Source organism: Acinetobacter sp. 40AMC3-4 (assembly GCF_049898185.1).
Classification (GTDB): domain Bacteria; phylum Pseudomonadota; class Gammaproteobacteria; order Pseudomonadales; family Moraxellaceae; genus Acinetobacter.
In genome coordinates this window covers 1-14,423 of sequence record NZ_JAFCXG010000019.1, presented here as the reverse complement: position 1 = coordinate 14,423, position 14,423 = coordinate 1, and the positions used below count along the sequence as shown (strand labels likewise).

The 14,423-nt window shown below is 37.5% G+C and carries 15 protein-coding genes and 3 pseudogenes; 11 read left to right on the top strand and 7 right to left on the bottom strand.

Annotated elements, in window-relative coordinates:
* Positions 1 to 18: 18 nt before the first annotated feature.
* Positions 19 to 1,419, bottom strand: coding sequence for a heavy metal sensor histidine kinase (locus ACP7BU_RS14630; protein ID WP_034171651.1), 1,401 nt, complete (start codon positions 1,417 to 1,419; stop codon positions 19 to 21).
* Positions 1,412 to 2,092, bottom strand: coding sequence for a heavy metal response regulator transcription factor (locus tag ACP7BU_RS14625; RefSeq protein ID WP_004663993.1), 681 nt, complete (start codon positions 2,090 to 2,092; stop codon positions 1,412 to 1,414). Before ACP7BU_RS14625 ends, ACP7BU_RS14630 begins: the two co-directional genes overlap by 8 nt.
* A 148-nt stretch (positions 2,093 to 2,240) precedes the next feature.
* Between ACP7BU_RS14625 and ACP7BU_RS14620 the strand changes: the two genes are divergently transcribed.
* The 4 genes and pseudogenes from ACP7BU_RS14620 to ACP7BU_RS14605 all read left to right on the top strand — a co-directional run.
* Positions 2,241 to 2,537: a hypothetical protein gene (locus ACP7BU_RS14620; protein ID WP_004760992.1), complete on the top strand. Its 297-nt coding sequence runs from the start codon at positions 2,241 to 2,243 to the stop codon at positions 2,535 to 2,537.
* Between the two features lie 89 nt (positions 2,538 to 2,626).
* Positions 2,627 to 4,720 carry a copper resistance system multicopper oxidase gene (locus ACP7BU_RS14615; RefSeq protein ID WP_425980830.1) on the top strand — a complete coding sequence of 698 codons (2,094 nt, stop codon included), beginning with the start codon at positions 2,627 to 2,629 and terminating at the stop codon, positions 4,718 to 4,720.
* The gene (locus tag ACP7BU_RS14610) at positions 4,707 to 5,627 is read left to right on the top strand and encodes a copper resistance protein B (RefSeq protein WP_005237511.1); all 921 of its coding nucleotides are present in this window, start codon (positions 4,707 to 4,709) and stop codon (positions 5,625 to 5,627) included. Before ACP7BU_RS14615 ends, ACP7BU_RS14610 begins: the two co-directional genes overlap by 14 nt.
* Positions 5,628 to 5,650: 23 nt before the next feature.
* Positions 5,651 to 5,848: pseudogene (locus ACP7BU_RS14605) on the top strand (hypothetical protein); the annotation flags it as partial.
* A 16-nt stretch (positions 5,849 to 5,864) separates the two neighbouring features.
* Here ACP7BU_RS14605 and ACP7BU_RS14600 read toward each other — a convergent pair.
* Positions 5,865 to 6,057, bottom strand: a pseudogene (locus ACP7BU_RS14600) (DDE-type integrase/transposase/recombinase); the annotation flags it as partial.
* A 6-nt stretch (positions 6,058 to 6,063) separates the two neighbouring features.
* Between ACP7BU_RS14600 and ACP7BU_RS14595 the strand changes: the two are divergent.
* Together ACP7BU_RS14595 and ACP7BU_RS14590 are read left to right on the top strand one after the other, a co-directional pair.
* Positions 6,064 to 6,558: an NAD(P)H-dependent oxidoreductase gene (locus tag ACP7BU_RS14595; RefSeq protein ID WP_392390339.1), complete on the top strand. Its 495-nt coding sequence runs from the start codon at positions 6,064 to 6,066 to the stop codon at positions 6,556 to 6,558.
* A 243-nt stretch (positions 6,559 to 6,801) separates the two neighbouring features.
* Positions 6,802 to 7,506: an IS6-like element IS1007 family transposase gene (locus ACP7BU_RS14590; RefSeq protein ID WP_104427072.1), complete on the top strand. Its 705-nt coding sequence runs from the start codon at positions 6,802 to 6,804 to the stop codon at positions 7,504 to 7,506.
* Positions 7,507 to 7,640: 134 nt separating this feature from the next.
* Here the strand turns inward: ACP7BU_RS14590 and ACP7BU_RS14585 are convergent, their stop codons facing one another.
* Positions 7,641 to 7,970 (bottom strand): four-helix bundle copper-binding protein, encoded by a 330-nt coding sequence (locus ACP7BU_RS14585; RefSeq protein WP_026055492.1) that lies wholly within the window; start codon positions 7,968 to 7,970, stop codon positions 7,641 to 7,643.
* Between the two features lie 216 nt (positions 7,971 to 8,186).
* Between ACP7BU_RS14585 and ACP7BU_RS14580 the strand changes: the two genes are divergently transcribed.
* The 3 genes from ACP7BU_RS14580 (at position 8,187) to ACP7BU_RS14570 (ending at position 10,220) form a co-directional block, all read left to right on the top strand.
* Positions 8,187 to 8,891, top strand: a complete 705-nt coding sequence (locus tag ACP7BU_RS14580; protein ID WP_001067790.1) for an IS6-like element IS1008 family transposase — start codon at positions 8,187 to 8,189, stop codon at positions 8,889 to 8,891.
* The gene (locus ACP7BU_RS14575) at positions 8,861 to 9,313 is read left to right on the top strand and encodes a hypothetical protein (protein ID WP_227504451.1); all 453 of its coding nucleotides are present in this window, start codon (positions 8,861 to 8,863) and stop codon (positions 9,311 to 9,313) included. Before ACP7BU_RS14580 ends, ACP7BU_RS14575 begins: the two co-directional genes overlap by 31 nt.
* Before the next feature lie 184 nt (positions 9,314 to 9,497).
* Positions 9,498 to 10,220 (top strand): hypothetical protein, encoded by a 723-nt coding sequence (locus ACP7BU_RS14570; protein WP_312160050.1) that lies wholly within the window; start codon positions 9,498 to 9,500, stop codon positions 10,218 to 10,220.
* Between the two features lie 490 nt (positions 10,221 to 10,710).
* Here ACP7BU_RS14570 and nadS read toward each other — a convergent pair whose 3' ends face one another.
* Together nadS and ACP7BU_RS14560 are read right to left on the bottom strand one after the other, a co-directional pair.
* Positions 10,711 to 10,983 (bottom strand): NadS family protein, encoded by a 273-nt coding sequence (nadS, locus tag ACP7BU_RS14565; RefSeq protein ID WP_005268039.1) that lies wholly within the window; start codon positions 10,981 to 10,983, stop codon positions 10,711 to 10,713.
* Positions 10,976 to 11,296: a type II toxin-antitoxin system RelE/ParE family toxin gene (locus tag ACP7BU_RS14560; protein WP_000897309.1), complete on the bottom strand. Its 321-nt coding sequence runs from the start codon at positions 11,294 to 11,296 to the stop codon at positions 10,976 to 10,978. The genes nadS and ACP7BU_RS14560 overlap by 8 nt, the downstream gene beginning before the upstream one ends.
* A 227-nt stretch (positions 11,297 to 11,523) precedes the next feature.
* Between ACP7BU_RS14560 and ACP7BU_RS14555 the strand changes: the two genes are divergently transcribed.
* Together ACP7BU_RS14555 and ACP7BU_RS14550 are read left to right on the top strand one after the other, a co-directional pair.
* Positions 11,524 to 12,177 (top strand): hypothetical protein, encoded by a 654-nt coding sequence (locus ACP7BU_RS14555; RefSeq protein WP_204470746.1) that lies wholly within the window; start codon positions 11,524 to 11,526, stop codon positions 12,175 to 12,177.
* A gap of 115 nt (positions 12,178 to 12,292) precedes the next feature.
* On the top strand, positions 12,293 to 13,627 hold the full coding sequence (locus ACP7BU_RS14550) for an ISNCY family transposase (RefSeq protein WP_204470745.1): 1,335 nt from the start codon (positions 12,293 to 12,295) through the stop codon (positions 13,625 to 13,627).
* Positions 13,628 to 14,115: 488 nt separating this feature from the next.
* Here the strand turns inward: ACP7BU_RS14550 and ACP7BU_RS14545 are convergent.
* Positions 14,116 to 14,304: pseudogene (locus ACP7BU_RS14545) on the bottom strand (helix-turn-helix domain-containing protein); the annotation flags it as partial.
* Positions 14,305 to 14,423 lie beyond the last annotated feature (119 nt).

The following is a 14,423-nucleotide window of genomic DNA, read 5'->3' as shown; positions in this document are numbered from 1 at the left end:
AGATGTTCAAAAAATGAGTTAAAATGATTCCCCTTGCATGGATTCACTTTGAAAAACAATGGTAAAAATGATTCGACCATTGAGGGATTCAGCCTGGATGGTCGCCCCAAGCATATCAAGAATAGATTTTGTTATCGCGAGCCCTAAGCCGGTTCCTTCTTCTGTTCTTTGTCTAGATGCATCTGTTCGATAAAATCGATCAAATAACCTGGATAGTTGTTCAGGAGAGATTTCAGGGCCTTCATTTTCAATTGAAAATATTGTGTTATCTAAATTCTGTTGAAGTTTTATGCGTATTGTAGAATTCTTATTTCCATATTTAACTGCATTAGATAATAGATTGCTGAGTGCTCGACGTAACATAGCAGGATCACCTTTGACATTTCCAGATCCTGTTTGTTGAAGCGTCATATTTTTTTCGGCAGCTAGCGCATCATAGAAATCAAATAAGGCTGTAACTTCTTTAACCAGGTCAATATTCTGTAAGTTCTGTAATTTTAGGCCATGTTCTGCTTTTGCCAAGAAAAGCATATTGGATACCATTCGAGCCAAACGTTCTAATTCTTCTAAATTAGAAAATAGTATTTCTTGATAAGTACCAATATCTCGGTTACGGGCAAGACATACTTGAGTTTGAGTCATTAAGTTATTAATCGGTGTTCTAATTTCATGCGCTAAATCAGATGAAAAATCGGAAAGCCTTTCTAAAGCTGATTCTAGTCTGTCGAGCATATCATTGAAGGCAATTGCTAATGATTTTAGTTCTGTTGGTGTGTGCTCAACTTCTAAACGTTCTGAAAGATGTTGGGCAGAAATGCCTTCTGCGACCTTAGCCATTTTTTGCACGGGTCTTAAACCTCTCCAGGTTGCAAACCAGCCTAAAAACATTAAACAAATCGTACCGGCTAAACCAATGTAAAAAAGTTGACGCTTAAAATCATTTAAAAAATGTAGATGTTCAGATGTATCGATCCCCACAATAATGCGTACAGATTGTATCTCAGTATTTTTGTTTATATCCGTGTTGTAGATCATGCCACGATAAGTCTTATCCTGAATTTTCCATTTAATCCATGAATTATTTGCTGACTTGGTTAAGTGTTGAGTATTAATTGTTGAAGGTGCTGAACTAAATAAAACTTTACCTGTCGGTCGTTCTATTTGAACCATAAGATCATGGTGTCCAACTAAAGCGTCTCTCAAATAAAGATTAAGTTCTGGAGAGTTTTTAGGATTCTGTTGGATAAGATTCTGAATCAGCTGGATTTTACCTTCTAATTGGGTACGGTCTTGAGTCTCAAAATGATGCATTACTAATTTATTTATGAACAAACCCATAATAATTAGAATGAAAATAGTAGATAATGAGAAAATGATACCGATCCGGAAACTGATCGCTCTGAATAAATTATTATTCATCCTCTACCTCTAGTACATACCCCATTCCTCGAATATTCTGAATTAATTTGGGAGTAAAGTTACTGTCAACTTTACTTCTTAATCGTTTAATAGCGACTTCAACGACATTCGTATCACTATCAAAGTTCATATCCCAAATTTGAGATGCAATAAGTGCTCTTGGTAGAATTTCACCTCTTCTACGCATAAAAAGCTCCATAAGCGCGAATTCTTTAGCCGTTAAATCAATGCGTTGACCTGCTCGTGTTACCCGACGTTTTCTCAAATCAAGTTCTAAATCAGCAATCTTAATAATATTATTATCTTCTCTTTGTTGCCCTCGTCTAAGGAGCGTTTTTATTCGAGCTAGAAGCTCTGCAAAAGCAAAAGGCTTAACTAAATAATCATCAGCGCCTAGCTCTAATCCTTTTACTCGATCTTCGATTTGATCTCGGGCGGTAAGAAAAAGAATGGGCATTGTTTTACCGCTGCTACGAATATCATTGATAATATTCCAACCATTTAGTCCAGGTAACATCACGTCTAAAATAATTAAGTCATACTCTTCAGAAAGAGCTTGATGTTTACCCGTTAACCCATCTGTAACCCAGTCCGTAATATAGCCAGCTTCGGATAAACCTTGCTTGAGATAATCACCAGTTTTTTGTTCATCTTCAACTAATAGTATTCTCATTTCCGAATCCTAAGTCATTCATTAAAACTATAATAACGTTATAAAACATCTGATCGAGATAGATTACAAAAATGTCATTTTCAAGTCACTTAGATGTTCAGTGCTTCACTTTATTGTAGTAGCAAGAAATTAACTTTTAGAGAAACTTATGAAAACTGTAGTGCGTCGTAGTCTAACAATTTTAATGTGTGCTGGAACTTTAATTGCTGGTACTCAATCTTGGGCAAAAGATGTATCAACCTCAAGTGCCACTAAAACGGTAAAAGCACAGAAACCTTGTACAAAACCTTGTAAAATGGAAAAAGATGACAAGACTCAGCAAGATCATAGTCAACATCAGTCTCCTAACTCATCTGACATGTCAAAAATGGATCATTCTATGATGAATATGGACCATTCTAAAATGGATCATTCAAAGATGAATATGCCTGGTAGCAATAAATAATTTTATAAATAGCGAGAAAGAAGTATTAAAGTTTATACTAAATATTTGCTTTATTACTTCAATCTTGACCTTTCTAAAGGTGAGATAGAATGTCAAAAAAGTTAAGTCATGTACTCTTAATTGGAGTTGGTTTATTTTCATCAACTTGGGTAATGGCGGCAGTTAAAGAATATGATTTAACAATCGCTGAACAAACTGTAAATATCACAGGAAAACCGCTAAAGAGAATTACCGTTAATGGTAAATTCGTTGCACCACTTCTTGAATTTGAAGAAGGTGATGAGGCCGTTATCCGTGTTCACAATAAGTTAAAAAATCAGGACTCTTCAATCCATTGGCATGGCTTATTATTACCTGGAATTATGGATGGTGTACCTGGATTTAACAAATTTAATGGCATTGCCCCTAATAAAACTTATGAATATAAGTTTAAAGTCCGCCAAAATGGTACTTATTGGTATCATTCACATAGTAAAGGACAAGAACAAGACGGTTTATATGGTGCTTTTGTTATTTATCCTAAAGATAAAACTCCACTAACAGCTGCTGAAAAAACCGATAAAGATTACGTTGTTTTGCTTTCTGATTTTCATAATTCAACAAGTGATCAAATTATGAAAAATCTTAAAAAAGAAGCAGATTACTATCAGAACCGTCGCGAAACAGTATTCGATGTATTAAAACAAGTTAAACGTGATGGATTAAAGGCAACTTGGCAAGACCGCTCTATGTGGAATCAGATGCGGATGTTGAAAACAGATATGTCCGATGTGACTGGTTATACATTTTTAATGAATGGCAAAACACCTCAGCAAAACTGGACCGGTAACTTCAAAGCTGGTGAAAAAGTTCGCCTTCGTTTTATTAATGCTTCCGCTATGTCATTCTTTGATGTACGCATTCCAAACCTAAAAATGACTGTAGTCAGTGCTGATGGTCAACCTGTAAAGCCCGTTCCTGTAGATGAGTTCCGTATTGGTACTGCTGAAACCTATGATGTCATTGTGGAACCAAAACAAGCACATTACCAAATTGAAGCTGAATCTATTGATCGTACCGGTTTTTCAGTGGGAACATTACATGAAGAAAGCAGCCCAGCAGTCAAACAAATTGAGATGCCTAAATCTCGCCCTCGTGCTTTATTAACTATGGAAGATATGGGGATGAGCCATGACATGTCATCTATGAAAGATATGAATCACGATATGTCTTCTATGAAAGGTATGGATCATGATATGTCTTCTATGAAAGGCATGAATCACGATATGTCTTCTATGAAAGGTATGGATCATGATATGTCTTCAATGAAAGATATGAATCATGATATGTCTTCTATGAAAGGTATGGATCATGATATGTCTTCTATGAAAGGTATGGATCATGATATGTCTTCTATGAAAGGTATGGATCATGATATGTCTTCTATGAAAGGTATGGATCATGATATGTCTTCTATGAAAGGCATGAATCACGATATGTCTTCTATGAAAGGTATGGATCATGATATGTCTTCAATGAAAGATATGAATCACGATATGTCTTCTATGAAAGGTATGGATCATGATATGTCTTCTATGAAAGGTATGGATCATGATATGCCGATGAATAGCGCTACTGTTAAGGCGGCTTCAGACAAGAATGATAATACCGTATTTGGATGGGCAAATGCTTCAACACCTGAAGGTAATAAAGCATTGCAATATAGTGATTTGCAATCGTTAGATCCTCAAAAAGACACTCGTGCAGCTGAACGTGAAATAGAGATCCGTCTTGGTGGAAACATGGAGCGTTATATTTGGACAATAAATGGTAAAAAATTTAATGAAGCCGACCCACTAGTGGTGAAGTATGGTGAACGTATTCGCTTAAAATTTGTCAATGACAGTATGATGGCTCACCCAATGCACTTACATGGCATGTTTATGCAGCTTGAGAATGGTCAGGATCCAAGCAATATGCCAAACAAACATACGGTAATTGTTCCACCTGGGAAAACGATAACCACTCTACTCACAGCTGATGAGTTAGGTGAGTGGGCTATTCATTGTCACCTGCTTTACCATATGAGTGCAGGAATGATGAATAAACTCATTGTAGCTCAAGTGGAAGATGGTAATTCTACAAAGACTGTTCCTCAGTCCCAAGTAAATGAGAAGGGAGTAAATCCACATGCACATCACTAATAATTTGTTTTCAAAAACAACTTTGATGATTGCGCTATTTGGATTATCAAATCTAACGTTCGCTAAAAATGAAACTCCTGTACAAGACAGTAATATTACAAAAAATATGAAAATTCTTTTACAGGAATCTGGAGGATTAAAGTATTCCCTTCAAGAGCGTTATCCAGAATATTATTCAATGGAAAATGCGAATATGGGGGATAAGAGTGTCCAGATTGCGCTTGAGAACTCTAACTCACCTCATGACAATCATCTTAAAGAACATGGTGGACAAATTTATCAAACGACAAAATTTGAAAATGAATGGATGGTTGATGAAGACGGTAAGGGCAACCTAGGAACAAAGTTTGAAACTTTAATTGGAACAGATGAAAATCGTCTATTTATTGAAGCCAATTCGGAAAAGTCAGAAAGTAATGATCCAAAATATGCTGTATCAGCACTTTATAGCCGTAACGTAGCCCCATTTTGGGATGTACAAGCTGGGGTAAGATATAGTGAAGATAAAAATAACAGCAGCAGCGATCGAGTGGATGGGGTTATTGGTATATTAGGTCTAGCTCCTTATTTCTTTGAAACACAAGCATATCTTTATGGCGGTGAGAATAATTTTTGGGGAGCAAGTTTTGAATTAGAACGTGATTTGCTTTTAACTCAGAAACTTATTACTCAACCTTATATCGAAGCAGATGTAATATTTAGCGATGATTCTAACTATGCTGCAAAATCAGGTTTATCAGAACTTAAAACTGGTATCAAAACCCGATATGAGATTACTAAGCGAATTAAACCTTTCATTGATGTTGCTTACCAATATGAAAAAGGACAGAAAGCCACTTCTATGCAAGAGGCAACAGAGTCTGAAAAGGGATGGAAATATGGTGCAGGTATCGAATTAGTTTTTTAAAATAATATGACTTGGAATCATGAATGGTAGCTTCGGCTACTATTCATGAATTATTACTATTTATTTTCGAATCTGTAAAACTAAAAAAGCTTAATTTTTGGTCTATTTTTATGCAGTGGTTAAAAACATGCTTATCGCTGTTTTTATCGTTTGCTATTCTTTTAGTAGGATCGGCTGCTACTACTTCGTCTGTACATCATCGGTGTTTAATGCCATCTGAATAGATGCATGTGGCATAGCCGTCTTCATCGATTTGAATCCTAAAGTGGCCCTAATGATCCGCTTTAGCTTGCCATGATTACATTCGATCACGTTATTTTTATACTTAACCTGCCTGTGCTCAAGATCTGGTGGACATTTTCTTTCCCATTTTAACCGTGACAAAGCACCTCCATATGTGTGCTTTATCTGTATCTATCACTTGTGGGGCCTTCCTTTGCCAGAAGATGCGGATACTGAGCATCCAAAAGTAAAAGAACTGCATGAGCTTCTTGCATGGTCTGAAGGTATGGTCTGGTGTTCACCTGAACGTCATGGTTCTATGAGTTCCATTTTTAAATCACAAATAGACTGGATTCCACTTGCAGGAGGAGCAATCCGTGCTACCCAAGTTAAAACCCTTGCCTTGATGCAAGTCAGTGGTGGATCACAGTCATTTAACAGCCTGAACCAGATGCGTATTTTGGGGCGGTGGATGCGGATGATCACCATTCCAAATCAGTCTTCAATTCCGAAAGCTTTCTTGGAATTTGAAGAAGATGGACGAATGAAGCCTTCAGCTTTCTATGACCGGATTGTGGATGTCATGGAAGAGTTATTTAAGTTCACTCTACTGACTCGTGGTCAAAGCAAATACCTGACTGATCGTTATTCTGAACGCAAGGAATCGGCTGAAGAGTTGTCCAAGCGTGTAAATCAGCGCAGTTTATAAATGCTGGATGGTATTAAATACTGCGCCTCATTGCCAGGTCAGTAACACTTTTATGCTGTACCGATGAAGTGCTGTTAAAGGTACAATGAATATTGTAAAAACCCACTCTTCATGATTGGGTTTTTACATTAAAGAAGTCAGAGATAAATAAGGAAAAGGTGAAGGCTTTGAACCAGAAACGGCACTGTTGCAAATAGGCTGACATGATAAGCTAAATATCTTATTTATTTCGAGATACAGCAGATGAATCCCTTCCACGGTCGGCACTTTCAAGGTGAAATCATTCTTTGGGCTGTTCGTTGGTATTGTAAATATGGCATCAGCTATCGTGAACTTCAGGAAATGCTCGCTGAACGTGGAGTGAATGTTGATCACACCACAATTTATCGCTGGGTTCAGCGTTATGCTCCAGAAATGGAAAAACGTTTACGTTGGTATTGGCGTAATCCTACAGATCGACATTTATGGCATCTGGATGAAACTTACGTAAAAGTGAATGGCAAATGGGCATATCTATACTGTGCAGTTGACCAACGTGGCCATACTCTTGATTTCTATCTTTCTGCTAGACGAAATACCCATTCAGCTTATTGTTTTCTTGGTAAAATTTTGAATCATGTCAAAAAATGGCAGATTCCACGAGTCATAAACACTGATAAGGCTCATACCTATGGCCGTGCTTTGTCGCGACTAAAACAGGAAGGAAAGTGTCCTGAAGACTTGGACCATCGACAGATTAAATACAAGAATAACGTGATTGAATGTGATCATGGCAAGCTCAAACGGATCATCAAGGCTACGTTGGGATTCAAGTCTATGAAAACGGCTTATGCCACAATTAAAGGAATTGAGGTTATGCGTGCTCTACGCAAAGGACAAGCTTCATTATTTTATAACGGTAATATTCTAGGAGAAGTTTGGCTAGTAAATAGAGTTTTCGGTCTCTAAGCTTTTTTGAAGGGAAAATCATCGACTCAGATCCCTATTTGCAACAGTGCCGTTGTTAGTGGTTTGACCCACTAACAACTAACACGTTGGCTATTCATTGAGTAAATCCTAAACTCAACTAATTCTTTTATTTATCAGACAACCATTTTTCGACATTCGACGGCACATTCACGGCAAGCATCAGCACATTGCTGGCAGTGTTGATGCTCATGTTGGCTACATTCATCTGCACAGTATTCACAAGCCTTGGCACAAAGCTCACAAATTTCTTTCATAAAAGGAGATTCATTTTGCTGCATACGAGCACAGAGCTGACAAATATCTGCACAATCTAGACAACGCTGAATACATTCTCGCATCATCTCCAGATTTTCTTCTTTTAGACAGGCATTTGCACAACTGGCACAGGTAAGGTAACAGCTCATACATGCCTTTGCGCAATCTGAAAATTGGATATCGTTCATCATACTTACCTAAAGTCACTTGATTTAGGAATAAGCTAATCAAAAAAAAAGATATACACTAGGACGATTAGGTAAGGGAAAGTAAAATAGTCATAGATTTTGTTAAATGGTTTTAGATGCTGGCTTTGAGTGATTTAGCTGCTCATGTATTCAGGCACTGTTGCAAATAGGCTGACATGATAAGCTAAATATCTTATTTATTTCGAGATACAGCAGATGAATCCCTTCCATGGTCGGCACTTTCAAGGTGAAATCATTCTTTGGGCTGTTCGTTGGTATTGTAAATATGGCATCAGCTATCGTGAACTTCAAGAAATGCTCGCTGAACGGGGTGTGAATGTTGACCACACCACAATTTATCGTTGGGTTCAGCGTTATGCTCCAGAAATGGAAAAACGCTTACGCTGGTATTGGCGTAATCCTACAGATTTACATTCATGGCATATGGATGAGACTTATATCAAAGTGAAGGGGCGATGGACTTACCTGTATCGTGCAGTTGATCAACGTGGTCATACGATTGACTTTTACCTTTCCGCTAGACGGAACAGTAAATCAGCCTATTGTTTTTTAGGAAAAATCTTCAATACGGTGAAAAAATGGCAAATTCCACGGGTCATCAATACAGATAAAGCAGCGACCTATGGCCATGCTTTATCACGGTTAAAGCGAGAAGGAAAATGTCCAGTAGATATTGAGCACAGGCAGATTAAGTATAAAAATAATGTCATTGAATGTGATCATGGTAAGTTAAAGCGGATCATCAGGGCCACATTAGGATTCAAATCTATGAAGACGGCTTATGCCACAATCAAAGGTATTGAAGTCATGCGTGCACTACGTAAAGGACAAGCATCGTCATTTTATTATGGTCAGCCTCAAGGTGAAGTGTGTCTAATCAACAGGGTTTTCGGTCTCTAAGCACTTTTAAAAAGGAACTTCATCGACTCAAATCTCTATTTGCAACAGTGCCGAAATTAGACACATATAAGACATTTTTACAAAGGAAAGAATTTTTTAAGAAAAATTCAAAATTTGAAAAATATGGTCTGACTTGTTACCCAAAAAAAGTGGCTGATAATTTCTATGGTTGTTATGGGAAATCCAAAGAACAGGATGTTGCTGGTGTTTTATTGGATGTAGTTGCTTTAGAAAATACGGTAGATAATCGATTTGTTCAAATTAGAGGAGAGAGTTATGAGCCCAATAAATATGGCGGTATATGGGTTCAGTGGGAAACGAATTTAAATAATTGGGACAAATGGCAAGAGATAGATAGTGCAATTTGGCGCTTATTAGGTACATGGAACTCTGCTCCATCACCTCAAAAACTAACTAAATAGTTCCCCATTTAACATAATGGCTGTTATACGCAATAAAAAAACCTGGGCACCAACCCAGGTCTAAAATTTAAAAAACAGATAAATATCAGTGCAATAAACTCATTTTTCTAATTTCGCATAACGCGTATTATGTTAATTTTAGGAAAGCTCACTAATCATCAAATTAAAAATATAAGAGAGACTTATGGACTCATATCTTAATTCAGGGGCTGGTTTTCCTGCTGGAACACGTATAAATACAGACAAAGGTTTAATCGCCATTCAGAACATTAAAGTCGGAGATTTAGTACTGTCAAAGCCAAAAAATGGTGACGGAGAGTTATGCTATAAACCTGTTATAAGAATATCTACTTGTGAGAATAGTGAGATTTGGGAGCTAACCTATTTCCAAATTAAAGCAAATACAGATTTATCAAAATTAAATAAAAGCAAATTATTGCAACTTTCTCGCAAAGGAAAAATGGTCAGTCATATGCTGAGGTCTAATCAGACATTCTGGGTTAAGAATATTGGATGGACGCGCTTGGATGAGTTGAAGAACGGTCAAGCTATAGAAACATCTGATCAAGAAATCATTGGTCTTGTTTTTATGGTGAATCCATTACGAAAAACAAGTATGGAAAATGTGGCTGGAAGTTACCATCCTAGCAATATATTTAATGCGGATAAAAAAGGTTTTGATATTGATAATGTTGAATATTTTACTTTTATCAAATATGGCTTAGAAGGACCTATCGAATGTATAGGTGATGATAATGTACCTAGTCCAATATGTGTTAATGGTGAAAGTGTTCACGTTCTCTCAGAGACATTCCGATTAAAAACTTACAGCTTTGACGTTGAGGATGATTATACTTGCTTTATTACGAAGCTAGGATTGTGGGTTAATAATACTGCCTATAAATAATATAAGAAATAAATTACTAATTTTCTTATTTAACATAATGGCGGTTATACAAAGTACACTTGTATATTAATTTAAATATCAATAACTTAAAAATTCAGTAATGACCAAGAAACCAGTAGAAATCTGCTTTTGTAATAAGTTGGTGAGTTTTTAAGCGGATCTGTAACATTTTGCCAGGAAAATTGATCAAAAAATAATCAATTTAGCAGACAATGTCCATTTCATGCGGATCTAGGTTGCGAAACTATCCCCAATTGCTGTGGATAAAATTTAGGCTATTTTGTACGCCTAGGCTTACGTAAATTCCGGTTCTTTACGGCTGTCCAGGATAGGTGAATTTTCCTATGATGAACTCATCGGGAACAGGAAGTTCCATACAAGAATAACAATAGATAAGCACAAGGACTGTAAGGTACGACAGGAGTTATACCGAGCGAACCCATACGAAAAACCCCGGCAGGATGCCGGGGTTTTTTATTATCTAAAATTTTTAAATTAGAGTTGGATGAGCATCCAGAATACGAATTAGAGTCGCTGCAGGACCAGTCGGATAGCGACGGCCTTGTTCCCAGTTTTGTAGCGTTCTCGCGCTGATATGCAAACGTGCAGCGAATTCTGCCTGGGTTAATCCAGTTTTCTCACGTACTTCTTTAATATCCGGCAATTCGACCTCTGTGACTCGACTTGCCTTTATCTCATTACGTTTGATGGCTCCGGCTTCTTTGATTGAAGCAACCAGGTCATCAAATAAGTTGTTATCCATGAAATTGCTCCTTCACTAATTGACGCAGGATCGATGTTTCTTTGTCTGTCAGATTATCTTTCACAGACTTTGGATAAGCCACTAGGAAAAAGATCTGATCATCCTCTGTGACCCAATAATAGATCACCCGGATACCGCCACTTTTACCTTTATTGCCCTGAGCACAACGTACTTTACGAATCCCACCACCATTCTTAATTAAGTCGCCCTTATCAGGCTGTACCAAAAGATCTTGCTGGAGCTGACGGTACTCTTCATCACTAACAAGCTCTTTGATTTGCTTGGTAAAAATACTGGTTTCAATGAATAACATAGATTAAAGTACGTCAATGGCGTATAAGAATTTTAGCAGTTTTAGAACAAAAAAACGAGAGATTACAGCTCTCTGTTAGAACCCATTCAAAATGTCTATATTCTCACCAATAAAAATGTCCACTTTTAGAATATGCGCTTTTGCGATTTTCTTATCGGACGGTTTAATATGTTGGTGTCTATATCGGATAAACTAATATTCTTTGCATTACGTCTACTGATAAAAATATGTATAACGTTCATCCAAGTGAAAAACTAATTCACGCTTTCCGCCAAAAACCTTATCAGGGATGTTGTCCTACTCAAGCAGAGTTTTTATTTATTGGCTTAGATGCCAATTACGCTCCCAATATTGAAGAACAAAAAATATTTTCTAAAATCATTGAATATCATGAGGATGCTATTTCATTTTGGCAGAAATACAATGTACATCATCCTTTTTTATTAGATGGATATAAAGGAGATGGGCGAAAATATCATAAAGAATTTTCAAAAATTAGACTTTCTTGCAAAGATGCTTCTCGTATTTCATTTATCGAGCTTCTTCATCTTCCCACAACTGGTAGAAATGATTTGAAAAGCTCTGATCTTGATAAAAATCATCTACAATACATTCATAAAGCCATTTTTTCAGAACACACTAAAGCTGTATTTATCTCTGATGCTGTTTTTAAATTAATGAAAAAAACATCTATATTTTCATGGATGAATGATGCTAAACAAATAGAAGGACATACTCTTAAAGTTTTTCATGAAAAAAAACCTTTAATCTATAAGCATTTACATTTTTCAACTTATGGAAAGTTTCAAGCTCAAAAAGAGGAAGAGATAAAAGCAATTCATAATATTATTCTAAAATCAAACATCTGTGATTTAACATAAAATCTCATATACGAAATTCGGTTGTTAGAAACCATTTAAAGTGTCTGTATTCTCACCAATAAAAATGTCTGGTCTATGATGCGCATCAACATCATGGACTGGATATGAACTTGAGATGCTGATCACTATGTCTGACAAGGAAATACAACGTCTTGCTGTTCTGCAAGACGTTCGAGATCAACGTATTACACAAGTCCGTGCTGCAGAAATTCTGAATCTTTCAACCCGTCAAATTACCCGGTTATTGCACAAGCTCAATCAAGACGGTGTTTCAAGTCTGGCACATTCCAGTCGTGGTCAACCGGGTCATCGTCGCCATGATGACTTGTTAAAATCAAAGTGCCTTTCCATTATTTCTGAACATCTGCTGGGCTTTGGGCCCACCTTGGTGCATGAGAAGCTCAGCAGCATGTTTGCCCTAGATATCCCGGTAGAAACGCTTCGGCGCTGGATGACGGCCAATGGCCTCTGGATTCCTCGATCCAAGCGCCTGAAGCGTCCATATCAGCCACGTTATAACCGTGATTGCTTCGGTGAGCTGATCCAGATTGATGGCTCATATCATGACTGGTTTGAAGGCCGTTCCGCCAAATGCTGCTTATTAGTTTATATCGATGATGCTACCGGAAAGCTCTTGCATCTGCGCTTTTGTGAGGCGGAAACGACCTTTGACTATATGATTTCTACCCGAGCCTACATTGAACAATACGGTAAGCCTCTGGCCTTTTACAGCGACAAACATTCGGTATTTAGAGTCAACCAGAAATCCAGCCAGGACAGCCAGATCACGCAATTTGGGCGGATTCTGAATGAGTTAAACATTGATATTATCTTTGCTAACTCATCCCAGGCTAAGGGTCGTGTGGAACGTGCCAATAGAACCCTTCAGGACCGTCTGATCAAAGAGATGCGCCTGGAGGGTATTAATTCGATTGCCGAAGCAAATGCATGGCTGCCCTGCTTTATTGAGCAGTTCAATCGGAAGTTTGCCAAGTGCGCGAGAAATTCCAAAAACTTACATCGCCCTTTAACAGAGTCTGATGCTGAACTGGATGATATTTTTACCTGGCAGGAACCGCGTAAGGTCACCAAGAATCTGACCATTACCTATGACAAGTGTATTTATATGCTTGAACCAACTGAATTGAACCAGAAATTAGTTGGACAATACATTTCATTTCTAGAGTATCCGGATGGTACTGTGGCTATCATGCATGAGGGACGGAAGATTAACTACAGCATTTTCAATAAACTGACTGGACTGCAGCAGAATGAAGTGGTTGAGAATAAAAGATTAGGTTCAGTCCTGGCACATATCCAGCAACAGCATGAAGCATTGGAAAAACAGAATAAACGTTCCCGTGCCAAGAAAAGTATGCCGAGTCGTAAAGCTCAGAAAGCAATTATTGAACAAAGAAATTTAAATCCTGTGCTTGACTCTTGTAGTTAAAAACAGGACATTTTAAATGGTTTATCGCATAGACATTTTAATTGGTGAATAACATAAAAATAAATAGTGTTAAATTTCAAAAAGTTATGATATAAAAAATCGAGGACGCAAACCCGAAAAGCCGGCTTGGAAACAAGTCGGCTTTTTTATGATCTTTTTTGATAGTTATTGCCAATAAAGTTGTTTAAAAAGTAGCCAATTTCAAGATTTTTGCAATGTTCTCAAGACCCCAGGATCTGAAATCATCCACATTTCCTGTGGATAAAATTTAGGCTATTTTGTGCGTATATGCTCACACCAATCTCGGCCCTTTGCTGCTATCCGGAATACTGAAACTTTCCTATGATGAACTCATCAGGAACAGGAAGTTCCATAACATAAAACAAAAATTATAAGTTATTGCACAAGGACCAGAGGGTAACAACGGTACGCGAAAAGATAATAAAAAACCCCGACAGGATGTTGGGGTTTTTTATTATCTCAATTTTCTAAATTAGACTTGGATGAGCATCCAGAATACGAATTAGAGTCGCTGCAGGACCAGTCGGATAGCGACGGCCTTGTTCCCAGTTTTGTAGCGTTCTCGCGCTGATATGCAAACGTGCAGCGAATTCTGCCTGGGTTAATCCAGTTTTCTCACGTACTTCTTTAATATCCGGCAATTCGACCTCTGTGACTGGCACTGTTGCAAATAACCACGAATGGTAAGCTGAAGACTGTTTTAGCTAAAGGTGCAGCATATGAATCCTTTCCATGGTCGGCATTTTCAGGGCGAAATCATTCTTTGGGCTGTGCG

Excerpts from the sequence above, each read along its gene's own strand:
- ACP7BU_RS14625 (WP_004663993.1), bottom strand. The coding sequence starts at position 2,092 with ATGAGAATACTATTAGTTGAAGATGAACAAAAAACTGGTGATTATCTC.
- ACP7BU_RS14560 (WP_000897309.1), bottom strand. The coding sequence starts at position 11,296 with ATGTTATTCATTGAAACCAGTATTTTTACCAAGCAAATCAAAGAGCTT.
- ACP7BU_RS14570 (WP_312160050.1), top strand. The coding sequence starts at position 9,498 with ATGGACTCATATCTTAATTCAGGGGCTGGTTTTCCTGCTGGAACACGT.
- ACP7BU_RS14620 (WP_004760992.1), top strand. The coding sequence starts at position 2,241 with ATGAAAACTGTAGTGCGTCGTAGTCTAACAATTTTAATGTGTGCTGGA.
- ACP7BU_RS14550 (WP_204470745.1), top strand. The coding sequence starts at position 12,293 with ATGCTGATCACTATGTCTGACAAGGAAATACAACGTCTTGCTGTTCTG.
- ACP7BU_RS14585 (WP_026055492.1), bottom strand. The coding sequence starts at position 7,970 with ATGAACGATATCCAATTTTCAGATTGCGCAAAGGCATGTATGAGCTGT.
- ACP7BU_RS14610 (WP_005237511.1), top strand. The coding sequence starts at position 4,707 with ATGCACATCACTAATAATTTGTTTTCAAAAACAACTTTGATGATTGCG.
- ACP7BU_RS14590 (WP_104427072.1), top strand. The coding sequence starts at position 6,802 with ATGAATCCCTTCCACGGTCGGCACTTTCAAGGTGAAATCATTCTTTGG.
- ACP7BU_RS14615 (WP_425980830.1), top strand. The coding sequence starts at position 2,627 with ATGTCAAAAAAGTTAAGTCATGTACTCTTAATTGGAGTTGGTTTATTT.
- ACP7BU_RS14630 (WP_034171651.1), bottom strand. The coding sequence starts at position 1,419 with ATGAATAATAATTTATTCAGAGCGATCAGTTTCCGGATCGGTATCATT.
- ACP7BU_RS14580 (WP_001067790.1), top strand. The coding sequence starts at position 8,187 with ATGAATCCCTTCCATGGTCGGCACTTTCAAGGTGAAATCATTCTTTGG.
- ACP7BU_RS14555 (WP_204470746.1), top strand. The coding sequence starts at position 11,524 with ATGTATAACGTTCATCCAAGTGAAAAACTAATTCACGCTTTCCGCCAA.
- nadS (WP_005268039.1), bottom strand. The coding sequence starts at position 10,983 with ATGGATAACAACTTATTTGATGACCTGGTTGCTTCAATCAAAGAAGCC.